Genomic DNA, 23,290 nt, shown 5'->3' on the forward strand with positions numbered 1-23,290 from the left:
CATCGTCCTCACTGTCAGTGGTGCTCGTGGTGCACGGGGGCGGCCGGAGCGGCCAGTGCCTCGCGGGGTGCGGACGCCGAGGCAGGGACGGATGACGCGCCCGCCCGGCTGCGGAACGACCGGAGTCGCAGGCTGTTGCCGACGACGAAGACGCTGGACAGCGCCATGGCCGCGCCTGCGATCATCGGATTGAGCAGGCCGAGGGCGGCCAGCGGGATCGCCGCGACGTTGTACGCGAAGGCCCAGAACAGGTTCACCTTGATCGTGCCGAGCGTCGACCGCGACAGGCGGATGGCGTCGGCGGCGCTGCGCAGGTCGCCGCGCACCAGGGTGATGTCGGATGCCTCGATCGCGGCATCCGTTCCCGTCCCCATCGCCAGCCCCAGATCGGCCTGCGCGAGGGCGGCGGCGTCGTTCACGCCGTCGCCGACCATGGCGACCACGCGGCCCTCGGACTGCAGGTCCTTGATCACGGCGACCTTGTCCTGGGGGAGGACCTCGGCGATCACGCGGTCGATGCCGACCTCGCGTGCCACGGTGCGTGCGACCGCGGTGTTGTCGCCCGTCAGCAGCACCGTCTTCAGCCCGAGGGCGCGCAGCTGGGTCACGGCCTCGGCGCTGGTCGGCTTGACCTGATCGGCGACGACGAGCACTCCACGCGCCTCACCGTCCCACGCGACGAGCACGGCCGTGCGTCCGGCCGCTTCGGCCGCCTCCTGCGCGACGGCGAGCTCGGCGGGGAGCTGGAGCGCCCAGTCGGCGAGGAGCGAGGCGCGTCCGGCGATCACGGCGTGGCCGTCGACGACCCCCGACACGCCCTTGCCGGGGACGTTCTGGAACGACTCGACGACGGGCAGGTCGCCGGTCTCGGCCACCGCGGCCTGCGAGATCGCTCGGGCGATCGGGTGCTCCGAAGCGTGCTCGAGAGCGCCGGCGAGACGGAGCAGCTCGTCGCGCGACGTTCCCGTGGCGGTGATCGCGTCGACCAGCGCCATGCGTCCCGTGGTGACGGTCCCGGTCTTGTCGAGCACGATCGTGTCGACGGTGCGGGTGGATTCCAGCACCTCGGGACCCTTGATGAGGATGCCGAGCTGTGCGCCGCGCCCCGTGCCGACGAGGAGCGCGGTGGGCGTGGCGAGTCCGAGGGCGCACGGGCAGGCGATGATCAGGACGGCGACCGCTGCGGTGAACGCCATGGCCGGGTCGAAGCCGAGGGCGAGCCAGGTCACCAGTGTGGCGACCGCGATGACGAGCACGATCGGCACGAAGATGCCGGAGATGCGGTCGGCCAGGCGCTGCACGTCGGCCTTGCCCGACTGGGCCTCTTCGACCAGCCGCGCCATCTGGGCGAGCTGGGTGTCGTCGCCCACGCGGGTCGCTCGGACCACGAGGCGGCCGCCGGCGTTGACCGTGGCGCCGATGACGCCGTCACCCTGACCGACCTCGACGGGCACCGACTCGCCCGTGACCATCGAGGCGTCCACCGCCGAGGTGCCCGACACCACCAGCCCGTCGGTGGCGATCTTCTCGCCCGGCCGCACCACGAACTCCTCGCCGACCCGCAGCTCCGCGACGGGGACGCGCGTCTCGACGATCGCGCCACCGGCGCCGGTGCGGAGGACGGCGACATCCTTCGCCCCGATCTCGAGCAGGGCGCGGAGGGCGGCTCCGGCACGTCGCTTCGAGCGCACCTCGAAGTAGCGGCCGGCCAGCACGAACATCGTCACGCCGGCGGCGACCTCGAGGTAGATGTCGCCCGCTCCGTCGCCGGGCTGCACCGACCACTCGAAGGCGTGGGTCATGCCGGGCATGCCGGCGTGCCCGAAGAACAGGGCGTACAGCGACCAGAGGAAGGCCGCCGAGACGCCGAGCGAGATCAGCGTGTCCATGGTCGCCGCGCCGTGGCGCAGGTTGATCCACGCGGCGCGGTGGAAGGGCCACGCCCCCCAGATGACGACGGGGGCGGCGAGGGCGAGAGAGGCCCACTGCCAGTAGGTGAACTGCAGCGCCGGGATCATCGCGAGGAGGATGACCGGGATGCCGAGCACGACCGATCCGATGAGCCGCTGGCGGAGTCCGACCAGCTCGTGGTCGGTCAGGTCGTGATCGTGCTCATGGCCGGACGGCGCCGGGGGCTGGGGGAGCGCCGCGGTGTACCCGGTCTTCTCGACCTCCGCGATCAGTTCGTTCGGGTCGAAGTCGTGCGGCGCGGTGACCGTCGCCTTCTCGGTGGCGTAGTTGACGGATGCCGCGACTCCGTCCATCCGATTGAGCCGTTTCTCGATGCGCGAGGCGCACGAGGCGCACGTCATTCCGCCGATCTCGAGTTCGATGCGCGCTCCGGCCGGCGACACTGCGGGGGAGTCCATCAGATCCGCACCGCCTCGTAGCCCGCCTCATCGACGGCGGCGAGGACGTCGTCGTCGGCGAGCGGGACGCTCGAGCCGACGATCAGCTGTCCGGATTTGGCGTCGACGGTGATCTCCTCGACACCGGCGATCTTCGAGACCGCGCCGCGCACCGAGGCCTCGCAGTGGCCGCAGCTCATTCCGGTGACCTTGTATTCGGTGGACTGAGTCATGGCGTCTGCCCTTTCTGAAGCTGAAGCGGATATACCCCAGAGGGGTACACCGGGTTCAACTTTATACCCTTGCGGGGTATTCCGGCCTTCGCAAGACGGAGGGAGGGCGACGGATGATCGGCAAGCGCTGTCATGCGTTACACATCGTTAACGAATGGCAACACTCCGTGACTCTCCGCGCGGTTAGGTTAGGGGAACTGGGTCGGTCCCCGAGCCGTTCCCGTTTTCATTTCACAGCAAGGAGCACCATGAGCGTCTTCACCCGCTCGCGCAAGACCGCCGTCCTCGGCGTCGTTGCGCTCGCCGGCGCCAGCGCCCTCGTCCTCGCCGGCTGCGCCGGCGGCGGCACGGGCGGCGAGACGGCCGCGCCCCCCACCGAGGAGCGCGACCTCACCCTCAAGATCGGAACGATCCTGCCCCAGACGGGCAGCCTGTCGTTCCTCGGCCCGCCTGAGGAAGCAGGCGTCGGCCTCGCCGCGCAGCACGTCAACGACGCCGCTGCCGACACCGGCCTGACGATCGACGACATCGTCTGGGGCGACTCGGGCGACACCGACAACAAGGCCTACGCGACCACGATCCAGACCCTCATCTCCGAGGGTGTCTCGGCCGCCATCGGCGCCGCGTCGTCGGGTGTCACGAAGCTCTTCCTCGACGACGCCGTCGCCGCGGGCATCATCACCTTCTCGCCGGCCAACACCTCCCTCGACTTCACGTCGTGGGACGACAACGGCCTCTACTGGCGCACCGCCCCCTCGGACGTGCTCCAGGGCGAGGTCCTCGGCAACGTCGTCGCCGAAGACGGCCACGAGAACGTCGCGGTCCTGTACCTCAACGACTCGTACGGCACCGGCCTGAACGAGGTCTTCCAGGAGACCTTCACCGGCGCCGGCGGCTCGATCGTCGAGGAGCAGTCCTACAACACGGGTGACACCTCGTTCGATGCGCAGATCAGCTCGCTGCTTGCCTCCAACCCCGACGCCATCGTGCTGATCACGTTCGACGAGATCTTCACGATCGGTCCGGCACTCCTCTCCGCGGGCTACCCCGCCGAGGACCTGTACTTCGTCGACGGCAACCTGAAGAACTTCGGCGCCGACGACAAGTGGCCGGCCGACCTCAGCCTCGAAGGCGCCAAGGGCACCACGCCCGCCGGCCCCGCGACGCCGGAGGACTTCCAGACCGAGCTCAACGACTGGTGGACGGGCGAGGGCAACTCCGACCTGACCGACTTCTCGTACGCCAACGAGTCGTACGACGCGGTCATCCTGCTCGCGCTCGCGTCGCTCGCGGCCAACTCGACCGAGGCTGCCGACATCGCCGGCAAGCTCGCCGAGGTCTCGGGTGGCAGCGGTGAGGGCGAGAAGTGCGACAACTACGCCGACTGCGCCACGATCATCCTCGAGGGCGGCGTCGCCGACTACGACGGCTTCTCGGGCCCGATCACGTTCGATGAGAACGGCGACCCGACCGAAGCCACCGTCGGTGTCTTCGAGTACGGTGCGGACAACAACTTCACCCGCATCGACATCTGAGTCGAGTTCTGACAGGAAGGGCCCCGGAGCGATCCGGGGCCCTTTCCCGTTGCCCCGCCGGCTCTCTCCGGCCGCCGCCGGGCCCGCAGGAACGAGGAAAGGGATGAGCGGATGCCGAGGCATCCGCTCATCCCTTTCCGGCGGCGCTGTCGCGCCTGAGGTCAGTTTCCTTCAGTGCCGAGGGTGCCCAGGTACAGGCCCACGACCTTGGGGTCGTTGAGCAGATCGCGCCCGCTGCCCTCATAGGCGTCGCGGCCCTGGTCGAGGACATAGCCGCGGTCGCAGATCTGGAGGCAACGACGGGCGTTCTGCTCGACCATGATGATCGTCACGCCGGCCTTGTTGATGTCGGAGACGCGGATGAAGGCGTCGTCCTGACGGACCGGGCTGAGCCCGGCCGACGGCTCGTCGAGCAGCAGCACGGCGGGGTCCATCATCAGCGCACGCGACATCGCGACCATCTGGCGCTCGCCGCCCGAGAGCGACCCGGCGCGCTGCTTGAGGCGCTTGCCCAGCTCGGCGAAGATGCCGGTGACGAAGTCCAGACGCTCGGCGTACTGCTTGGGAGCCTGGTACAGCCCCATCTGCAGGTTCTCCTCGATGGTGAGCGAGGGGAAGACGTTGTTCGTCTGCGGGACGAATCCCACGCCCTTGGTGACGAGCTTGTCGGACTTGAGCCCGATCACGCTGTCTCCATTGACGTTGACCTCGCCCGAGCGCACCTTCACCATGCCGAAGATCGACTTGAGCAGCGTCGACTTGCCGGCGCCGTTCGGGCCGATGATGCCGATGAGCTCGCCCTTGCGGGCGATGAGGTTCGCACCGTTGATGATGTTGATGCCGGGGAGGTAGCCCGCGTAGAGGTCGTTGATCTCGACGACGACGCGGTCGGTGCGCGCGTCCTCGACGGATCCTGCACCCGTGGTCGACGGGGTGCCCGCTGTCGAAGCACTGCTCACTTGTTCTCCTCCTCGGCGTCGGCGATCGCCGCTTCCTCGGCTTCCTTGATCTCCTCCAGCAGTTCGACCGCGGAGGTGTCGAGCTCGCCCGCGACGCGGCCGGTCACGACGCCGAGGTCGACGTCCTGGTGGCTGCCGAGGTAGGCGTCGATGACGGCCTTGTCGTTCATGACGGTCTCGGGCGGACCCTCAGCCACGACGCGGCCCTCGGCCATGACGACGACCCAGTCCGCGATATGGCGCACCATGTGCATGTCGTGCTCGACGAAGAGCACGGTCATGCCGAGGTCCTTGAGGTCGAGGATGTGGTCGAGGAGCGACTCGGTCAGCGCCGGGTTGACGCCGGCCATGGGCTCGTCGAGCATGACCAGCGTCGGATCGCTCATGAGCGCCCGCGCCATCTCGAGGAGCTTGCGCTGGCCGCCGGAGAGAGAGGCCGCGTAGTCGTCGGCCTTCGTGTCGAGCTTGAACCGCGCGAGCAGCTCCATGGCCTTCTCTTCGTTGGCGTCGTCCTGCTTGCGCCAGATCGCCGGGATGATGCTCGACAGGAGGTTCTCGCCCTTCTGGCCGGTCGCGCCGAGCTTCATGTTCTCGAGCACCGTGAGCAGCGAGAGCGCCTTCGTCAGCTGGAAGGTGCGCACCTGGCCCATGCGGGCGACCTTGAACGAGGGGATGCCCGAGAGGTTCTTCCCCTCGAACGACCACGTGCCGCTGTTGGGCTTGTCGAAGCCGCACAGCAGATTGAACAGGGTGGTCTTGCCCGCACCGTTGGGGCCGATGAGCGCCGTGATGACCCCGCGCGGGATCTCCAGGTGGTCGACATCGACGGCGGTGAGGCCGCCGAAGCGACGCGTCACGTTGTCGATGACCATGATGGGGTCGTTCTTCGCGACACCGGGGACGTTGTCGCCCTTGGCGAGTCCGCCCGTCTTGGGCCGCCGGACGCTGCCGGTCGCGGTGCTCACCGCGCCCGTGACGGGCGCGGGGCCGGTCGGCGGCGACGCGTCACCCGGGGTGACGGACTCCGGAGGCGTGCTGTTACTTGACAAAGGTCAGCTCCCTCTTGTTGCCGAAGATGCCCTGAGGGCGGAAGATCACGATCAGCATGAGCGCCACCCCGACGAGGATGAAGCGCAGCGCGCCGGCCTGGGCGGCCGTCATCGGCAGGAGGCCCGCCGACGACATCGCCGGGAGCACGTTGCCGAGGAAGCCCATGATCACCCAGAAGATGACCGAGCCGACGACGGGCCCGAACACGGTGGCGGCGCCACCGAGCAGCAGGATCGTCCAGATGAAGAACGTGAGGCTCGTCGTGTAGGTCGCCGGCACCACGGCCGAGGGCAGCGCGAAGACCACGCCTCCCAGGGCGCCGAAGACACCACCGATGATGAGGGCCTGCATCTTGTAGGCGAAGACGTTCTTGCCGAGCGATCGCACGGCGTCCTCGTCCTCTCGGATGCCCTTGAGTACGCGACCCCATGGGCTGCGCATGAGCGCCCACACGAGGTAGACCGCGATCGCGAGCAGGATGATGCCGAAGACGCGCACCCACAGCTGATCGGCCGTCCAGGTCCATGGGCCGAAGCCGTAGGTCATGACCGATCCGTCCGCCGCTTCTCTCGGGAACGGGTTGGCCGCACGGAAGCCCGCGTGGTAGTTGCCGAGCCCGTCCGCGGAGTTCGTGAACTCGTCGAACAGCTGGGTGGTCAGCGCCAGCCGGACGATCTCGGCCGCCGCGATCGTCACGATGGCGAGATAGTCCGCGCGGAGCCGCAGCGTCGGGATTCCGAGGATGATCGCGAAGACCACCGACGCGAGGCAGCCGACGATGATGCCGACCCACCAGGGCCACCCGAACGTGAGGATCGAGATGGCGTAGCCGTACGCGCCGAGGGCCATGAAGCCGGCCATACCGAAGTTGAGCAGTCCGGCGTAGCCGAAGTGCACCGCGAGACCGGTCGCCGCCAGGGCGTACGCGATCGTCTCAGGACTGAACAGCCAGTAGGCCGTGTTGTTGAGAATCTGTCCCCAATCCATGGCCTAGCCAAGCCTCTCTTTGCGACCCAGCAGGCCTTGCGGCCTCACCAGGAGAATGATGATCAGCACCGCGAGTGCACCGACGTACTTCATGTCGGGCGGGATGCCGAGGAGGGTCGAGAGCTCGACCAGGAGGCCCACGATGATGGAGCCGATCAGGGCGCCGAAGGCCGTTCCCAGCCCGCCGAGCGTCACCGCCGCGAAGATGAGCAGCAGGACCTGGACGCCCATGTCCCACTTCACGCCGGGGCGGAAGTAGGCCCACAGCACGCCGGCGACGGCGGCGAGAGACGCCGACAGCACCCACACGATCCGGATGACCCGGTCGACGTTGATGCCGGATGCCGCGGCCAGGCCGGGGTTGTCGGAGATGGCCCGCGTCGCCTTGCCGATGCGGGTGCGCAGCAGCCAGAACGCCACGGCGAGCAGCAGCACGATCGAGATGCCCATCGAGACCAGGTCGATCCACGACAGCGAGATGGGGCCGAGGCGGATGTCGCGTCCGGCGCCCGCTCCGGGCAGCTGATACGTGCCGCCGCCGAGGAAGAAGAGGTAGACGTAGCGGATCGCCAGCGACAGGCCGATGCTCACGATCATGGCCTGCACGAGACCGATGCCTTTTCGGCGCAGCGGCTTCCAGAGCCCGGCGTCGAGCGTCCAGCCGAAGGCGGCGCCGAAGAGGATCACGATCGGGATGACGAGCCACATCGGCAGGGCGAAGTTGACGCCGAAGATGAGGGCGATGACGGCGCCGAAGGTGAGCATCTCGGCGTGGGCGAAGTTGGTGAGCCCGGTGGTGCCGAAGATGAGCGAGACGCCGACCGCGGCGAGTGCCAGCAGGAGGCCGAAGTTGAGGCCGTTGACGAAGCGCTCGGTGAACTGGTCCCAGAACGACGTCGTGATGCGCTCGCCCTCGCCGAGGAAGAGGTTGACGATCTTCGTGCCGGTGGCGCCGAAGGACACCTCGAAGGACGCTGTCGTCCCCTGCATCGGGGCGATGCCCTCGGGCAGCAGCGCGGGATCCACGATGACGCCGTCGGGCAGCGTCTCCTCGTCGACGACCAGCACGTAGTCGTCCTTCTCCGGCACGTAGAGGCGCCACTTGCCCTCGGCGTCGGTGATGGTCTCGGCCTCGAAGCCGCCGCCCTCGACCGTCACGACGACATCGGGGACGGGCTCGTCGTCGAACGTGATGACGCCGCCGAAGTAGAACGGCGTGGCCTCCTGGTCACCGCCGGGGGTGTCGGGGGCGGTCGCCGACGCGTACGCGCCTGTCGGCGAAGCCAGCAGCACCATCGCCGCTGCCATCAGCACTCCGACGAGGACGACAGCCCAACGGGCGTATCTCCTCGCGATCACAGTCGTAGGACCCACAAAACCTCCAGTAGCGGCACGATGCGTCGCCGAAGCTTCGGGTCGCATCGGCCGTGAGACGACAGTACGAATGTAATGTGTCGGCGGTGTTTCGCCTACTTATCCACAGCGGTGTCCGACCGGCTAGGATCGCGCGCCCGCCGTGTACGCGGGAACAAATGGCCGTCGCCGCCGCTTAGAATCGAGTACGGAGCGTTCCCGCGCACCGGCCGTCGTCGTCCACCCCGAGAAACGCGCCGCGAGCGCAGGAGAACACATGGAGCACAACGACCCTTTCGGCTTCGTCGGACTGACGTACGACGACGTGCTGCTGCTGCCCGGGCACACCGACGTCATCCCCAGTGAAGCCGATACGTCGTCGCGCGTGACCCGCCGCATCACGGTGGCCACGCCCCTGATCTCCAGCGCGATGGACACCGTGACCGAGTCGCGGATGGCCATCGCCATCGCTCGTGAGGGCGGGCTCGGCATCATCCACCGCAACCTCTCCATCGAGGAGCAGGCGTCGATGGTCGACCGCGTCAAGCGCAGCGAGTCGGGCATGATCACCGACCCCATCACGACCACGCCGGACGCGACCATCGAAGAGGTCGACGACCTCTGCGCCACGTACCGCATCTCCGGCCTCCCCGTCGTCGACGCCGACGGCCGCCTCGTCGGCATCGTGACCAACCGCGACATGCGCTTCGTCTCGGGCTTCGAGCGCCAGACCACCTTCGTCAAGGACGTCATGACGACCGACGGGCTCATCACCGCCAAGGTCGGCATCGGGGCGAACGACGTCATCGCGACGTTCGCGAAGCACCGGGTCGAGAAGCTGCCGCTCATCGACGACGACGGCAAGCTCGCCGGGCTCATCACGATCAAGGACTTCGACAAGAGCGAGAAGTATCCGCTGGCCACCAAGGACGAGCAGGGCCGGCTGCGCGTCGGCGCCGCGATCGGCTTCTTCGGCGACGCGTGGCAGCGCGCCGAGGCGCTGCGCGACGCCGGTGTCGACGTGCTCGTCGTCGACACCGCCAACGGCCAGTCCGCCGGGGTCATCGACGTCGTTCGCCGGCTCAAGGCCGACGCCAGCTTCGACCACATCGACGTCATCGGCGGCAACGTCGCGACCCGCGAGGGTGCGCAGGCGCTGATCGACGCCGGCGTCGACGCCGTCAAGGTCGGCGTCGGACCGGGCTCCATCTGCACCACCCGCGTCGTCGCCGGCGTCGGCGTGCCCCAGGTCACCGCGGTCTACGAGGCCTATCTCGCCGCGCGCGAAGCGGGCGTGCCGGTGATCGCCGACGGCGGTCTGCAGTACTCGGGCGACATCGCCAAGGCGCTGGTCGCCGGCGCCGACACCGTCATGCTCGGCTCGCTCCTCGCGGGCACCGACGAGTCGCCGGGCGAGATCGTCTTCCAGGGCGGCAAGCAGTTCAAGCAGTACCGGGGCATGGGCTCGCTCGGTGCGCTTCAGACGCGCGGCAAGAAGACCTCGTACTCGAAGGACCGCTACTTCCAGGCCGACGTGCCCAGCGACGACAAGCTCATCCCCGAGGGCATCGAAGGCCAGGTGGCCTATCGCGGTCCCGTGTCGGCTGTGGCGTACCAGCTCGTCGGCGGCCTCCGCCAGTCGATGTTCTACGTCGGCGCCCGCACGATCGACGAGCTCAAGGCAAAGGGCCGGTTCGTGCGGATCACCGCGGCCGGGCTCAAAGAGTCGCACCCCCACGACGTGCAGATCGTGGTCGAGGCGCCGAACTACAAGCGCTAGTCCGTCAGGCGGAAGGGCGCGGCCGCCCGGGCGGCATCGTCCATCGCGAGGCGGGCGAGAACCGCGCCCACGGCAGGCGTGAACTTGAAGCCGTGGCCGGAGAATCCGGCGCCGACGACGATGCGCCCTCGCCGGTCGAGGAGGAAGTCCTCCGTGTCGGTGGAGGTGTAGGTGCAGCTGATCGGCGCTGCGGTGGCGGGGTCGAGGCCGGGGAACCACTCCCGGACGTAGTCGTGCAGCTCGGCGGCCCGCTCGGGCAGCGGCTGGAAGGTCCGCGCATCCGGATCCACCACCTGCCCCACCAGGTGCAGGCCGACCTTCACCCCTTCGCCGGGGGTGGGCATGCCGTAGACGTTGCCGGTGTGATGCTCGCGGCCTCGGGCGAAGTGATTGAACGACGGCCACACCGCCGCGGCGTCCCGAGGTGCGAAGTGCGCGGGGCTCTCCTCGGTCACGGTCAGCCGCGGGAGGGAGAACCCGTCCGGAAGGACCGACGCCGTCCAGGCCCCGGCGGTCACGACCACGGTGTCGGCTTCGATGTCGTACCGCCCGCCGTCGGCGTCGACGGAAACCGTCACCCCGTGTGCCGTCTCCTCGATGCCCACGACGCGGTGCCCGAACCGCACGTCGGCGCCGAACGACCGCGCCGCCCGCTCGAGTGACTCGAGTGCCGCTGCCGCGCGGACCACCCCCGCATCGGGCGTGAAGAGCACGTCGTCCTCGAACCGCATGCCCGTCCAGCGCCGCGCCGCCTCGGCGGGCTCCAGGACCTCTGCGCGCTCGCCGCGCGACGTCAGCGCGGCGTGGGTGTCCGCGACACGAGCGTCATCGCCGTGCGTGACGAGTCCGTGCAGCCGCAGCAGCGGCTCGCCGGTCGTGCGCGCGAGCTCGTCCCAGCCGGTGCGGGCGGCGGCCAGCAGGTCGAGGTAGTGGTCCTCGGCGTACGCGTTGTTGAAGTTGCGGGTGGCACCGTGCGAGGCGCCGCGCGCGTGTCCGCGCTCGAACCGCTCGAGCGCGACCACCTCGTGCCCCGCCCGCGCCAGCTGCCAGGTCGTCGCGAGGCCCATCGCGCCCGCTCCGATGACGACGTGCACTTCCCGCGAGCTCATCCGCCCATCCTCGCAGGGAGAGCGCGGCGTGCGCCCTTCGATACTGCGCGGGAGGGCGAGTGACGGGCACGGTTGCCGCCACTCGCCCTGCGCGGTGGTCAGCCGACCGGCTGGAGCTCGGGGGAGTCCTCCGCGGCGGCCGGGGCCGCGGCATCCGCTGCACTGTCCGACCTGCCCGCGGGGAGCCAGAGCGCGGCGATGGTGGCGACGAGCAGCACGGCCGCCCCGGTGAAGACGGCGGGTCGCGCCGCGTCGACGTACAGGTCGGGTGTCAGCGCTCCACCGGCGCTCACGAAGATCGCGGTCATGACGGCCGTGCCGAGCGCGACGCCGAGTTCGCGCACGGTGGAGTTCACGCCCGACGCCTTGGCGTGGTCCAGGAGGCCGAGTGTGGCCAGCAGCGCGGTCGCCGACGGCGCGAACACCAGCGCCATGCCGACGCCCGCCATCACGAAGGGCACGATGAGCGCGGGGTAGTCCAGGTCGGTCGACATGATCGCCGCGATCCAGGTGAGCGCGACGGCCTGCAGCCCGAGCCCGACCACCATGAGCACGCGAGTGCCGACCCGCGGTGCCAGGATGCCGGCGATGGGGGCGACGAACATGGGGGCGAGTGTCCACGGCGTGGTCTGCAGGGCGGCCTCGAACGGCGTCGAGCCCTGCACCACCTGCAGGTACTGGATCAGGATGAACACCGAGCCGAAGGTGCCGAAGCTGAACGCGAAGCCGATGACGTTGGTGACCGAGAACGACCGGTCGCGGAAGAGGCGCAGCGGCACGAGCGGTGCGCGGGTGCGCGTCTGCCACCAGAGGAAGCCGACGATGAGCAGCGCGCCGGCGATGAGCTCGACGATGACCCCGAGCGAGTCCCAGCCGTCGTCGTTGCCTCGCACGATGGCGTGCACCAGCGCGAGGACGCCGGCGGCGGCGAGCAGCGCGCCGGGCACGTCGATGCGCGCACGGGCGCCGAAGTCGTTGGCGAGCACGATGAGCGCGAGGGGGATCGCGACGATCGCGACGGGGACGTTGATCCAGAAGATCGCCTGCCAGTCCCAGCCTTCCATGATCGCGCCGCCGACCAGGGGTCCGACGGCGACGCCGAGGCCGGAGATGCCGCCCCAGATGCCGATGGCGAGAGGTCGGCGGGCGGCGGGGACCGCGCCGCTCAGCAGCGCCAGCGACAGCGGCATCACGCCGGCGGCGCCGAGACCCTGCACGGTGCGCGCGGCGATCAGCTGACCGGGGTCGGTGCTCAGTGCGGCGAGCACCGATCCGATCCCGAACACCGCGATGCCGATCGCGAAGACCGTGCGGCGTCCGAAGCGATCGCCCAGTGCCGAGGCGATGAGGATCGCCCCGGCGAAGGCGAGCGTGTACGCGTTGACGAACCACTGCAGCTCCTCCACCGAGGCGCCCATCTGCTCGTGCAGCACGGGGAGGGCATTGGTCATCACGAGGTTGTCGAGCGTCGCCATGAACATCGGGAGGGATGCCGCGGCGACGATCAGGGCGAAGGGCCGGGCCCGTCGGGCGGATGGCGTAGTGGCTGCGAGGGTCATGAGGTCTCCGGTAGTAATTGGATGATTACTTGCGGAAGCCAATGTAGTAATCGCATGATTACAAAGTCAAGTCATTCGCTGATAACCTGACGACATGAGCACTCAGCCCGCGGACGCCGTCATCGAGGACCGTCCCGATCCCGCGAAGCGCCTGTCTTCCGACGAGCGCCGACGGCAGATCCTGCGGGCGGCCCTCGCGGTCTTCGGCGCCCGCGGCTACGAGGGGGCGACGACCGACGAGGTCGCTCGCGCCGCCGGTGTCAGCCAGCCCTACGTGGTGCGCCTCTTCGGCTCGAAGGAGAATCTCTTCCTCGCGACCATCGAGGATGCCCTGGCCCGTCTGCTGGCCGCGTTCCGTGCGGCGCTCGCCGACGAGGGCACCGAGGGCGAGCCCGCCGGCAAGCGGATCGGCCAGGCGTACGTCGACCTGATCGAGGTCCGCGGCCTGCACCAGACCCTCGCGAACGCCTACCTGATGGGAAGCCACCCCGTCATCGGTCCGGCGGCGCGGCGCGGTTTCGCGGCGGTGTGGCGCTTCTTCCGCGACGAGCTGAAGCTCGAAGCCGACGAGGCCCGTGCCTTCATGGCCGAGGGGATGCTGATCAGCACCATGATCGGGTTGCGGCTGGTCGACGACTACGGCTCGGACCCCCAGATCACCGAGCTCTTCCGGGCGTGCTTCCCGACGGAGCTCCCGCACGTGCTCGAGGTCGTGCCCCGCGGCGACGAACGCTGGTAGCCGTCAGCGCGAGACCCCTCCGCACCAGCCTGGGGGGTCCGGATCGACGGTTCCGCGTGTGAGGATCCCGGCGTATCGTCGGGGGCATGTGCCGGAACATCCACACTCTCCACAACTTCGAGCCCGCCGCGACGTCCGATGAGGTCCACGCCGCCGCCCTCCAGTACGTGCGCAAGATCGCGGGCACGACGAAGCCGTCCAAGGCCAACCAGGCGGCCTTCGACCACGCCGTGCATGAGATCGCCCATCTCACGCAGCATCTCCTCGACGACCTCGTCGCGACGGTGCCGGCGAAGAACCGCGAGGAAGAGGCCGAGAAGGCCCGCGCTCGGGCTATCAAGTCGGGCCGGTACGCCGCAGCCTGACCGCTGACCGCTGACCGCTGACGCTGCGATAGTCTGGTCGGCTCCCCGAACGGCGACGGCTGCCGTGCGGAGCAGACAGGATCATCGTGGGGTACATCGACATCGCCGCCGTCTCGTACGCGCTGCCCGACGGCCGGCCGCTGCTCGACGAGGTCTCGTTCCGCGTGGGCGAAGGCTCGACGACGGCGCTCATCGGCCAGAACGGCGCCGGAAAGACGACCCTGCTGCGCATCATCCGCGATGAGATCCCCGCGCTCTCCGGGGTCGTCTCCATCGAGGGCGGACTCGGCGTCATGGACCAGTTCGTCGGCCATGGCGAGCAGGGAGAGACCGTGCACGATCTGCTGATCTCCGTGGCACCCGATCGCGTGCGCCGGTCGGCACGCGAGCTCGAGGATGCCGAGGCCGCGATCATCGAGCACGACGACCTCGACACCCAGATGCGCTACGCGGGTGCGCTCGCCGACTACGCCGAGGCCGGCGGGTACGAGTACGAGACCGTGTGGGACACCTGCACGACCACGGCCCTCGGCATCCCGTTCGCCCGGGCCCGGTTCCGCGAGCTGACGACGCTCTCGGGCGGCGAGCAGAAGCGGCTCGCCCTCGAGGCCCTGCTGCGCGGACCCGACCAGGTGCTCCTGCTCGACGAGCCCGACAACTACCTCGACGTTCCCGGCAAGCGCTGGCTCGAGGAGCGCCTCCGCGAGACCCCGAAGACCGTGCTACTCGTGTCACACGACCGTGAGCTGCTGGCCCGGGCCGCCGACCGCATCGTCACACTCGAGGCGGGCGGTGCCGGCAGCACGGCCTGGGTGCACGGCGGCGGGTTCCGCACCTATCACCGGGCACGGGACGAGCGGATGTCGCGCCTCGACGAGCTGCGCCGGCGCTGGGACGAGCAGCACGCCAAGCTCAAGGCCCTCGTCGCCGCGCTGAAGGTCAAGGCCACGGCCAACGACAGCTTCACCTCGCGGTACCGCGCCGCGCAGACCCGGCTGCGGAAGTTCGAGGAGGTCGGCCCGCCGCTCGAGCGGCCGAAGGACCAGGACCTCGACGTGCGGCTGCGCGGTGCCCGCACCGGGCGCCGGGCCGTGGTCGCAGAGCAGCTCGAGCTCACCGGGCTCATGAAGCCGTTCGACCTCGAGGTGTGGTTCGGCGACCGCGTGGCCGTGCTCGGCTCGAACGGCTCGGGGAAGTCGCACTTCCTCCGCCTGCTCGCGCGGGGCGGCACCGATCCCGACGGGCGGCTCGGCCACCTGACGACCACGGGCACCGCGCTCGAACCCGTCGCGCACGACGGCCGGGCGATCCTCGGGGCCCGGGTGGTGCCGGGATGGTTCGCGCAGACCCACCGGCATCCGGAGTTCACCGGACGCACCCTGCTCGACATCCTGCACCGCGGCGAAGACGCCCGGGTGGGGCTCCCACGTGATGCCGCGAGCAGCGCCCTGGACCGGTACGGGCTTGTCGGCCAGGCCGAGCAGACGTTCGACAACCTGTCGGGCGGTCAGCAGGCCCGGCTTCAGATCCTGCTGCTCGAGCTGTCGGGCGCGACGCTGCTGCTGCTCGACGAGCCCACCGACAACCTCGACCTCGTGTCGGCCGAAGCGTTGCAGGACGCGCTCGCGCGCTTCGAGGGGACGGTCCTGGCCGTGACCCACGACCGCTGGCTGGCGCGCTCGTTCGACCGCTTCGTCGTGTTCGGGTCGGACGGCCGCGTGTTCGAGTCCGACGCACCCGTGTGGGACGAGACGCGCGTCGCACGCGAACGATGACGAGCGGATGCCCGAGGAATCGGGGTCCGCGGACCCTCCCGGGTAGGCTGGGGACGTGAGCATGGAGATCGAGATCGGCCGGGCCAAGCGCGCGCGACGCGCGTACACGTTCGACGACATCGCGGTCGTGCCGTCACGGCGCACGCGCAACCCGGAGGACGTGTCGACCGCCTGGACGATCGACGCCTTCCAGTTCGACATCCCGGTGCTCGGGGCCCCGATGGACTCGGTCGTCAGCCCGCAGACCGCGATCATGCTCGGCCAGCTCGGCGGCCTGGGCGTCCTCGACCTCGAGGGCCTGTGGACCCGCTACGACGACCCGGCGCCGTTCCTCGCCGAGATCTCCGGGCTCGAAAAGACGGCCGCCACGCGACGCATGCAGGAGCTGTACTCCGAGCCGATCAAGCCCGAACTCGTGCGCGAGCGCCTTGCCGAGATCCGTGCGGCCGGCGTCACGGTCGCGGGCGCACTGACGCCGCAGCGCACCCAGGAGCTGTATGAGACCGTCGTCGCGGCCGGCGTCGACCTGTTCGTCATCCGTGGCACGACCGTCTCGGCCGAGCACGTCTCGTCCGTCGACCAGCCCCTCAACCTCAAGAAGTTCATCTACGACCTCGATGTTCCCGTCATCGTGGGCGGCGCCGCGACCTACACCGCGGCCCTCCACCTCATGCGCACGGGCGCAGCGGGCGTGCTCGTCGGCTTCGGCGGGGGCGCGGCATCCACCACCCGCGCGACCCTCGGGCTGCACGCGCCCATGGCGACCGCGGTCGCCGACGTCGCCGGCGCTCGCCGCGACTACCTCGACGAGTCGGGCGGCCGCTACGTGCACGTCATCGCCGACGGCGGCGTGGGCACCTCGGGCGACATCGTCAAGGCGCTCGCGATGGGAGCGGATGCCGTGATGCTCGGTGTCGCGCTCGCGCGGGCGACGGATGCCCCCGGCCAGGGCTTCCACTGGGGGCCCGAAGCTCACCACTCCAAGCTGCCGCGCGGCCGCCGCGTGAAGGTCGACCAGGTCGCCTCGCTCGAGGAGGTCCTCTACGGCCCGGCCCCGGTGGCCGACGGCACCGCGAACCTCATCGGGGCGCTGCGCAAGTCGATGGCCACGACCGGGTACTCCGACCTCAAGGAGTTCCAGCGGGTCGAGGTCGTCGTGGCGCCCTACAGCGCGGGATGACCGGCCCCGGCACCCCGACGGCTCCCGAGGCCGAAGCGTTCCCGCCGACGCTGCGCGAGGTCATGCTGCGGCCGCAGTGGATCGGGATGCTGCTGCTCTGCCTCACCGTCGCCGGCGTGTTCGCCTGGCTCGGCCAGTGGCAGCTGGGCCGCGCGGTCGATACGAACCCGGCTCCTCCGGGCGCGACCGAGGAGGTCGTGCCGCTCGCCGAGGTCACCCAGCCCGGCGCGTACCTCCCCGAGCCGAGCGTCGGCCAGCGCGTGAGCACCGAGGGCGCGTGGGTGCCCGGTGACTTCCTGCTTGTCGCCTCCCGTTTCAACGACGATGTCGAGGGCTACTGGGTGACCGGACAGCTGCGGATCGCCGATCCGGCGTCACGGGTCTCGGTCGCCGTCGCGCTCGGCTGGGCCGAGACGGAGGAGGAGGCGCTCGCCGCGGTGGAGCGGCTCGAGGCGGAGGCCGCGGCATCCGATTCCCCGCCCGTCGAAGTGAGCGGGCGCCTGATCTCGGACGAAGGCCCTGCGCTGCCGCCGAAGAGCGCCGATCCGCAGACCATGACGCGGATGTCACCGGCCGCGCTGCTCGGCCGCTGGCACGACGTCGAGCAGCTCGACGTCTATCGCCCGTACATCGCATCGACCGAGCCGCTGGGCGGACTCGACGCGATCTCGTCGCCTGCGCCCGAGGAGGGATCCGGCGTCAACTGGCTGAACATCTTCTACGCCGCCGAGTGGGCGGTCTTCGCGGGCTTCGCGTTCTACCTCTGGTACCGTCTCGCGCGCGACGCGTGGGAGAAGGAGGTCGAGGACTTCGAGGATGCCGCCACCTGAGGCCCGCTCCCGGCCGGACGGCACCGCGGAATGCCGCGGGTAGACTGGGGCCATGCCCCGCGCCCCCAAGCTCGCTACGTTTCCGGCGATCCGCGGAGCCCTGAAGTTCTACCAGATCTGCTCCGTCATCACGGGAACGATGCTGCTGCTCCTGGTCGGCGAGATGATCCTCAAGTACACGCCGCTGCACCTCGAGCTCTTCCTCGGCGGCTCCGGCGGGTTCCTGTGGTTCGCGCCCGTGGTCGAGGGCCCCGAGGGTCTGGAGTCCACCGGCGACGGGATCAACCTGTCGCTCGGCATCCTCGTCGCCCACGGCTGGTTCTACGTGGTCTACCTCATCTCGTGCTTCCGCGTGTGGAGCCTGATGCGGTGGAACCTCTGGCGGCTGGCGATGCTCGCCGCCGGTGGAATCGTGCCGTTCCTGTCGTTCTTCATGGAGGCGCGCGTGGCCCGCGAGGTCAAGCACTACCTGCAGGAGCGCGAAGACGCCGAGCTGCACTCGCGCGCCGAGCACTCATCCCTCACCCACGCGATCCCCACGGAGAACAAGCGTTGACCGAGCAGACCGAAACCTCCCAGCGTCCCGTCCTGGTCGTCGACTTCGGCGCGCAGTACGCGCAGCTGATCGCACGGCGGGTCCGCGAGGCGGGCGTGTACAGCGAGATCGTGCCGCACACCGCCTCGGCGGCCGAGATCGCGGCGAAGAACCCGGTCGGCATCATCCTCTCCGGCGGACCCTCGTCGGTCTACGAGCCCGGTGCACCCGCGCTTGACACGGGGGTGTTCGACCTGGGTGTGCCGACGCTGGGCATCTGCTACGGCTTCCAGGTGATGGCGCAGGCCCTCGGCGGCGAGGTCGCCAACACCGGACTCCGCGAGTACGGGGCGACGGATGCCGCGGTCACGGGCGACGGCGGTGTGCTCCTGGGCGGCCAGCCCGTCGACCAGAACGTGTGGATGAGCCACGGCGACCAGGTCTCGAAGGCACCCGACGGCTTCGACGTGCTCGCGTCGACCACGGCCACGCCGGTCGCCGCATTCGGCAGCGACGAGAAGCGCTTCTACGGGGTGCAGTGGCACCCCGAGGTGAAGCACTCGGATCACGGTCAGCAGGTCATCGAGAATTTCCTCCACAAGGCAGCGGGCCTCCCGGCGGACTGGAACAGCGGCAACGTGATCGCCGAGCAGGTCGAGCGCATCCAGGCGCAGATCGGCTCCGGCCGGGTGATCTCGGCCCTCTCGGGCGGCGTGGACTCCGCGGTGTCGACCGCACTGGTCCACAAGGCCGTCGGGGATCAGCTCACCGCGATCTTCGTCGACCACGGGCTGCTGCGGAAGGGCGAGCGCGAGCAGGTCGAGAACGACTACGTCGCCTCCACCGGCGTCCGCCTGATCACGATCGATGCCCGCGAGCAGTTCCTGAACGCGCTGGAAGGCGTGAGCGACCCGGAGCAGAAGCGCAAGATCATCGGCCGCGAGTTCATCCGCTCGTTCGAGGCCGCCGAGCGCGAGCTGGTCGCCGAGGCCGCTGCCGACGGCGAGCCGATCCGCTTCCTCGTGCAGGGCACCCTGTACCCCGACGTCGTCGAGTCCGGCGGCGGCACGGGCACCGCCAACATCAAGTCGCACCACAACGTCGGCGGCCTCCCCGAGGACCTGCTGTTCGAGCTCGTCGAGCCGCTGCGCACCCTCTTCAAGGACGAGGTGCGCGCCATCGGCCGCGAGCTCGGCCTGCCGGAGGAGATCGTCGCCCGTCAGCCGTTTCCGGGCCCCGGCCTCGGCATCCGGATCGTGGGTGAGGTCACCGCTGACCGCCTCGAGATTCTGCGCGACGCCGACGCGATCGCCCGCGAAGAGCTGACGAAGGCCGGCCTCGACGGCGAGATCTGGCAGTGCCCCGTCGTACTCCTCGCCGACGTGCGCTCGGTGGGCGTGCAGGGCGACGGCCGCACCTACGGCCACCCGATCGTGCTGCGCCCGGTGTCGTCGGAAGACGCGATGACCGCGGACTGGACGCGGCTGCCCTACGACGTCCTCGCCCGCATCTCGAACCGCATCACCAACGAGGTCCGCGAGGTCAACCGTGTCGTGCTCGATGTGACGTCGAAGCCGCCGGGGACCATCGAGTGGGAGTGATCTGAGGGATGCCGCGGACTTCTGTCCGCGGTATCCGTCGTTCCCGTGCTCTCGCTCGCCGGTGAAGGTGCTCATCTGTGCGAAATCGACGCCGCGCAGAGACGCAAGGGTCGATCTCGCACAGATGAGCGGGCTGAGCGGGCGAGCTTCGTGGGGGAGGATGGGAGGGTGACGACGTTCCCGGATGCCGAGTACCTGATCCTGTCGAGCCGGCTCATCCCCGACCACGACGGCGGCTACGGACTGGCGATCCTCGCGCGGGCCCGGCAGATGGCGGCGGCCGGGGTGCACGAGGGCCGCGGACCGCTGCTGCTCACCTTCGACCCGGGGACGCCCGCCGACCATGCGCGGCACCGCCGGGCGTTCGACGAGCGCGCCCTGATCGTCGACCCTGAGCGCATGCGCAACCTGTTCGACGAGGCATCCGATCCCGCGGGAGGCGCCGCGGCGTGGCTGCGGGATGCCGCGCACCCGGGTGAGCCCGATGCCGCCCTGGCGTACCGGCGCATCGACGACGAGGCGGGCCGGCCGGTCGTCGGCCTGCCGGTGATCCACGGCGACCCCGACTGGCACATCACCACGGCGCCCGTGGCGGTCTACGGTGCCGACGGACGAGTGGCCGGAGTGGTCGCCGGCTTCGGCGCGCTGTACCGGGCGTGGCTCGAGAACGTCGTGCGGCAGCTCCGTGCCGGTGGCAGCGACAAGCCGGTCGTCGTGATCTGCGAGTCGCGCCAGCTGGGCGAGTTGATCGCGGGATGGAGCGATCCCGGCGTCCGGCTCATCCACTCCATCCACACCATCCACCTCGAGCCGCCCCACACGCCCGACGCTCCACTCAACCCGCTGTGGACGCGGTGGTTCAGCCTCGCCGAGCGCTTCGATGCCGTGCTGTGGCTGAGCGAGGCCCAGCGTGCGGACGTCATCGAGCGGTTCGGCGACGAGGGGGTGCACCTCGTGATCCCGGCGGGCGTGCCGGCGGCCTCCTCGGTGGTTCCGGGCTCGGAGCGCGCCCCCGGCCGCGTCGTCATGCTCAACCGTCTCGCGCCGGGGAAGCGCGTGGACCACGCCGTGCGCGCGTTCCGGGCGGTGCTCGAACAGGTGCCCCACGCGACCCTCGACATCTACGGCGGCGGCGTGGAGCACGACCGGCTGCAGGAGCTCATCGACGAGCTCGGCCTCGGCGCCCACGTGGTGCTGCGCGGCATCACCGACGATCCGAGCGGCGTCCTGGATCAGGCATCCGCGTTCCTCACCACGTCGGCGTTCGAGGGCCAGGCGCTCGCGATCGTCGAGGCGATGGTGCACGGATGCCCCGTCGTCGCGTACGACGTGCCCTACGGTCCGCGCGACCACCTGGCCGGCGGCGGCGGCGTGCTCGTGCCCGACGGCGACGAGGACGCGCTGGCCGCGGCGATCGTGCGAGTGATCGCCGACCCCGAGGAGCACGCCCGGCTCGCACGCGAGGCGGCCCAGATGACGCGGCGGGTCGACCCCGAGCGGGTGACCGCCGCCCTGGTGCAGGCCGTGGAGGACGTGCTCGCAGCCCCCTCGCGCCGCGTCTGATCCCCGCCGTGCGACCTGCGCGGGCGCGGGCGCGCCCTTTCTCTACCTGAGTCGCCAAGACACGCCGGATGCGGGCGCCGGGGGTCGGCGTGTCTTGGCGACTCGAGATCCAGGCGGGGCGCGGGCCGTCCAGCGCGGAACGAGCGATCCGCCCTGGGCGGAGCCGCCGGGGGCGGAACCGGATGCCGCGCCCCGCGCCCCGGCGCAGGCTGGGCATATGGCTGAAGAAGGAAAGATCCCACAGTTCGGGGCCGACGCACGGCGCGAGCTGTTCCACCAGCGGGTGCTCGTGCTCGACGGCGTGCTCGACGACGACAACGGCACCCTGATCGCGACCCAGCTGCTGGCGCTCGCGGCCGAGGACGAGGCATCCGACATCTCCCTCTGGATCCACTCGCCGGGCGGATCGGTGCCGTCGATGCTGGCGATCCGCGATGTCATGCGGCTGATCCCCAACGACGTCGCGACCCTCGCGCTCGGACTGGCCTGCAGCGCCGGGCAGTTCCTGCTGTCGGCCGGCACGCCGGGCAAGCGCCGTGCGCTGCCGCACGCCCGGATCCTCATGCATCAGGGCTCGGCGGGCATCGGCGGGTCGACGGTCGACGTCGAGGTGCAGGCCGGAGACCTGCGGCACATGCGCGACACGGTGCTCGGCTTGATCGCGGCCGACACCGGGCAGAGCGTCGACCGCATCTTCGAGGACTCGCTGCACGACCGCTGGTACACCGCACGCGAGGCTCGCGCCTACGGCTTCATCGACGGCATCGTCGAGGACTTCGCGCAGGTCGTGCCGCGGCGCCGGAGAGCGGCCGGGCTCGGCGTCGGACCGGCGGAGGTGGCGGCATGACCTCGTACACGATCCCCAACGTCGTGGCGCAGCATCCGCGCGGCGACCGCGTGATGGACGTCTACTCGCACCTCCTCGCCGAGCGCGTGGTGTACCTCGGCACGGGCATCGATGCCGGCGTCGCGAATGCGCTCATCGCGCAGCTCCTGCACCTCGACGCGGACAGCCCCGAGCGCGACATCCAGCTGTACATCAACTGCGAGGGGGGCGATCCGGCGGCGATGCTCGCGGTGTACGACACGATGCAGCACGTGCGGCCGGATGTCGCCACCACCGTCGTCGGGCAGGCGATCGGCGTCGGCGCGGTCATGCTCGCGGCGGGCGCGGCCGGCAAGCGCGCGGTGCTGCCGCACGCCCGGGTCGTCCTGCATCAGCCCGCGGGTCAGGGCCGGGGCGCGATCCCCGACCTCATCCTCCAGGCGGACGAACTGGTGCGCGTGCGCGGCGAGGTCGAGGCGATCCTCGCCCGGCACACCGGGAAGTCACCCGAGCAGCTGCGCGCCGACACCGATCGTGACCGGATCTTCACCGCACCGGATGCCGTGGCCTACGGCATCGCGGACCGGATCCTCGAGCGCTGAGCCCGAGCAGGGGTGGACGGCTCAATGCCGAGCCGGCCCGCTGGGCGGCGAGTGTGTCACAACTCCGCCTGGGCGTGGGCCCGGTCGGCCGCGGGCGCCGTGCCGCAACACCGCCTCGGCGTGTCACAACTCCGCCTGGGCGTGGCCCGTTCGGCCGCGCCTGGCGGAGATCCGCGGGCGGCGGCCGCAGGCCAACGGGTCGAGCAGGAGTTGTGACACCCCGCTCAGGCCCGGTTGGGCGGAACGGGGGGCGCGGCCCCGAGGCGTCCGGCACGGAGGCCGTGTCACAACTCCTCCCAATCGTGGGCGCGGTGCGCAGCGCCCGGGCGGAAATCCGCGGTCCGCCGCCGCGCGCCTCGGC

The 23,290-nt window shown here is 70.2% G+C and carries 20 protein-coding genes; 12 read left to right on the top strand and 8 right to left on the bottom strand.

Annotated features, from left to right (window positions below):
- Positions 1-14: 14 nt before the first annotated feature.
- Both SOM19_RS13065 and SOM19_RS13070 read right to left on the bottom strand, forming a co-directional pair.
- Positions 15-2,369, bottom strand: coding sequence for a heavy metal translocating P-type ATPase (locus tag SOM19_RS13065; RefSeq protein WP_320487035.1), 2,355 nt, complete (start codon positions 2,367-2,369; stop codon positions 15-17).
- On the bottom strand, positions 2,369-2,581 hold the full coding sequence (locus tag SOM19_RS13070) for a heavy-metal-associated domain-containing protein (RefSeq protein ID WP_320487036.1): 213 nt from the start codon (positions 2,579-2,581) through the stop codon (positions 2,369-2,371). Before SOM19_RS13070 ends, SOM19_RS13065 begins: the two co-directional genes overlap by 1 nt.
- 248 nt (positions 2,582-2,829) lie before the next feature.
- Here SOM19_RS13070 and SOM19_RS13075 point away from each other — a divergent pair, with 248 nt between their 5' ends.
- A complete protein-coding gene (locus SOM19_RS13075) occupies positions 2,830-4,116 on the top strand; it encodes an ABC transporter substrate-binding protein (protein ID WP_320487037.1) in 1,287 nt (428 codons plus the stop codon).
- Between the two features lie 161 nt (positions 4,117-4,277).
- Here the strand turns inward: SOM19_RS13075 and SOM19_RS13080 are convergent, their stop codons facing one another.
- The 4 genes from SOM19_RS13080 to SOM19_RS13095 all read right to left on the bottom strand — a co-directional run bounded on the left by SOM19_RS13080 (position 4,278) and on the right by SOM19_RS13095 (position 8,420).
- Positions 4,278-4,988, bottom strand: coding sequence for an ABC transporter ATP-binding protein (locus tag SOM19_RS13080; RefSeq protein WP_320487735.1), 711 nt, complete (start codon positions 4,986-4,988; stop codon positions 4,278-4,280).
- An 83-nt stretch (positions 4,989-5,071) separates the two neighbouring features.
- On the bottom strand, positions 5,072-5,947 hold the full coding sequence (locus SOM19_RS13085; RefSeq protein WP_320487736.1) for an ABC transporter ATP-binding protein: 876 nt from the start codon (positions 5,945-5,947) through the stop codon (positions 5,072-5,074).
- Positions 5,948-6,113: 166 nt separating this feature from the next.
- On the bottom strand, positions 6,114-7,112 hold the full coding sequence (locus tag SOM19_RS13090; RefSeq protein ID WP_320487038.1) for a branched-chain amino acid ABC transporter permease: 999 nt from the start codon (positions 7,110-7,112) through the stop codon (positions 6,114-6,116).
- Positions 7,113-7,115: 3 nt separating this feature from the next.
- Complete coding sequence (locus SOM19_RS13095) at positions 7,116-8,420, bottom strand: branched-chain amino acid ABC transporter permease (RefSeq protein ID WP_320487039.1); 1,305 nt, start codon at positions 8,418-8,420, stop codon at positions 7,116-7,118.
- A 322-nt stretch (positions 8,421-8,742) separates the two neighbouring features.
- Here SOM19_RS13095 and guaB point away from each other — a divergent pair, with 322 nt between their 5' ends.
- Positions 8,743-10,245, top strand: a complete 1,503-nt coding sequence (gene guaB / locus SOM19_RS13100) for an IMP dehydrogenase (RefSeq protein ID WP_320487040.1) — start codon at positions 8,743-8,745, stop codon at positions 10,243-10,245.
- Here guaB and SOM19_RS13105 read toward each other — a convergent pair.
- Both SOM19_RS13105 and SOM19_RS13110 read right to left on the bottom strand, forming a co-directional pair.
- A complete protein-coding gene (locus SOM19_RS13105; RefSeq protein ID WP_320487041.1) occupies positions 10,242-11,354 on the bottom strand; it encodes an FAD-dependent oxidoreductase in 1,113 nt (370 codons plus the stop codon). The genes guaB and SOM19_RS13105 overlap by 4 nt on opposite strands.
- Positions 11,355-11,452: 98 nt before the next feature.
- A complete protein-coding gene (locus tag SOM19_RS13110) occupies positions 11,453-12,913 on the bottom strand; it encodes an MFS transporter (protein ID WP_320487042.1) in 1,461 nt (486 codons plus the stop codon).
- A 94-nt stretch (positions 12,914-13,007) separates the two neighbouring features.
- On the opposite strand from SOM19_RS13110, the gene SOM19_RS13115 reads away from it, so the two are divergent.
- The 10 genes from SOM19_RS13115 (at position 13,008) to SOM19_RS13160 (ending at position 22,929) form a co-directional block, all read left to right on the top strand.
- On the top strand, positions 13,008-13,652 hold the full coding sequence (locus SOM19_RS13115) for a TetR/AcrR family transcriptional regulator (RefSeq protein WP_320487043.1): 645 nt from the start codon (positions 13,008-13,010) through the stop codon (positions 13,650-13,652).
- An 86-nt stretch (positions 13,653-13,738) separates the two neighbouring features.
- Positions 13,739-14,017, top strand: a complete 279-nt coding sequence (locus SOM19_RS13120; RefSeq protein WP_320487044.1) for a DUF2277 domain-containing protein — start codon at positions 13,739-13,741, stop codon at positions 14,015-14,017.
- 86 nt (positions 14,018-14,103) lie between these two features.
- Complete coding sequence (locus SOM19_RS13125; RefSeq protein WP_320487045.1) at positions 14,104-15,792, top strand: ABC-F family ATP-binding cassette domain-containing protein; 1,689 nt, start codon at positions 14,104-14,106, stop codon at positions 15,790-15,792.
- A gap of 61 nt (positions 15,793-15,853) precedes the next feature.
- Entirely contained in the window at positions 15,854-16,972 is a 1,119-nt protein-coding gene (locus SOM19_RS13130; protein WP_320487737.1) for a GuaB3 family IMP dehydrogenase-related protein, read from the top strand.
- Positions 16,969-17,802 carry an SURF1 family protein gene (locus tag SOM19_RS13135; protein ID WP_414683654.1) on the top strand — a complete coding sequence of 278 codons (834 nt, stop codon included), beginning with the start codon at positions 16,969-16,971 and terminating at the stop codon, positions 17,800-17,802. Before SOM19_RS13130 ends, SOM19_RS13135 begins: the two co-directional genes overlap by 4 nt.
- A 52-nt stretch (positions 17,803-17,854) precedes the next feature.
- Positions 17,855-18,358 (top strand): DUF3817 domain-containing protein, encoded by a 504-nt coding sequence (locus SOM19_RS13140; protein WP_320487046.1) that lies wholly within the window; start codon positions 17,855-17,857, stop codon positions 18,356-18,358.
- A complete protein-coding gene (guaA, locus tag SOM19_RS13145) occupies positions 18,355-19,938 on the top strand; it encodes a glutamine-hydrolyzing GMP synthase (RefSeq protein WP_320487047.1) in 1,584 nt (527 codons plus the stop codon). The genes SOM19_RS13140 and guaA overlap by 4 nt, the downstream gene beginning before the upstream one ends.
- 168 nt (positions 19,939-20,106) lie before the next feature.
- Positions 20,107-21,501: a glycosyltransferase gene (locus tag SOM19_RS13150; RefSeq protein ID WP_320487048.1), complete on the top strand. Its 1,395-nt coding sequence runs from the start codon at positions 20,107-20,109 to the stop codon at positions 21,499-21,501.
- Positions 21,502-21,718: 217 nt separating this feature from the next.
- Entirely contained in the window at positions 21,719-22,348 is a 630-nt protein-coding gene (locus tag SOM19_RS13155; protein ID WP_320487049.1) for a ClpP family protease, read from the top strand.
- Positions 22,345-22,929 (top strand): ClpP family protease, encoded by a 585-nt coding sequence (locus tag SOM19_RS13160; protein ID WP_320487050.1) that lies wholly within the window; start codon positions 22,345-22,347, stop codon positions 22,927-22,929. The genes SOM19_RS13155 and SOM19_RS13160 overlap by 4 nt, the downstream gene beginning before the upstream one ends.
- Positions 22,930-23,290 lie beyond the last annotated feature (361 nt).

It is taken from the genome of Microbacterium sp. CFBP9034 (genome assembly GCF_034045255.1).
Taxonomy (GTDB): domain Bacteria; phylum Actinomycetota; class Actinomycetes; order Actinomycetales; family Microbacteriaceae; genus Microbacterium.

Coding starts and splice junctions, on each gene's coding strand:
- SOM19_RS13160 (WP_320487050.1), top strand. CDS start 22,345: ATGACCTCGTACACGATCCCCAACGTCGTGGCGCAGCATCCGCGCGGC.
- SOM19_RS13135 (WP_414683654.1), top strand. CDS start 16,969: ATGACCGGCCCCGGCACCCCGACGGCTCCCGAGGCCGAAGCGTTCCCG.
- SOM19_RS13075 (WP_320487037.1), top strand. CDS start 2,830: ATGAGCGTCTTCACCCGCTCGCGCAAGACCGCCGTCCTCGGCGTCGTT.
- SOM19_RS13155 (WP_320487049.1), top strand. CDS start 21,719: ATGGCTGAAGAAGGAAAGATCCCACAGTTCGGGGCCGACGCACGGCGC.
- SOM19_RS13110 (WP_320487042.1), bottom strand. CDS start 12,913: ATGACCCTCGCAGCCACTACGCCATCCGCCCGACGGGCCCGGCCCTTC.
- SOM19_RS13115 (WP_320487043.1), top strand. CDS start 13,008: ATGAGCACTCAGCCCGCGGACGCCGTCATCGAGGACCGTCCCGATCCC.
- guaB (WP_320487040.1), top strand. CDS start 8,743: ATGGAGCACAACGACCCTTTCGGCTTCGTCGGACTGACGTACGACGAC.
- SOM19_RS13085 (WP_320487736.1), bottom strand. CDS start 5,947: ATGGTCATCGACAACGTGACGCGTCGCTTCGGCGGCCTCACCGCCGTC.
- SOM19_RS13120 (WP_320487044.1), top strand. CDS start 13,739: ATGTGCCGGAACATCCACACTCTCCACAACTTCGAGCCCGCCGCGACG.
- SOM19_RS13095 (WP_320487039.1), bottom strand. CDS start 8,420: ATGGCAGCGGCGATGGTGCTGCTGGCTTCGCCGACAGGCGCGTACGCG.
- SOM19_RS13065 (WP_320487035.1), bottom strand. CDS start 2,369: ATGGACTCCCCCGCAGTGTCGCCGGCCGGAGCGCGCATCGAACTCGAG.
- SOM19_RS13090 (WP_320487038.1), bottom strand. CDS start 7,112: ATGGATTGGGGACAGATTCTCAACAACACGGCCTACTGGCTGTTCAGT.
- SOM19_RS13130 (WP_320487737.1), top strand. CDS start 15,854: ATGGAGATCGAGATCGGCCGGGCCAAGCGCGCGCGACGCGCGTACACG.
- SOM19_RS13105 (WP_320487041.1), bottom strand. CDS start 11,354: ATGAGCTCGCGGGAAGTGCACGTCGTCATCGGAGCGGGCGCGATGGGC.
- SOM19_RS13140 (WP_320487046.1), top strand. CDS start 17,855: ATGCCCCGCGCCCCCAAGCTCGCTACGTTTCCGGCGATCCGCGGAGCC.
- SOM19_RS13070 (WP_320487036.1), bottom strand. CDS start 2,581: ATGACTCAGTCCACCGAATACAAGGTCACCGGAATGAGCTGCGGCCAC.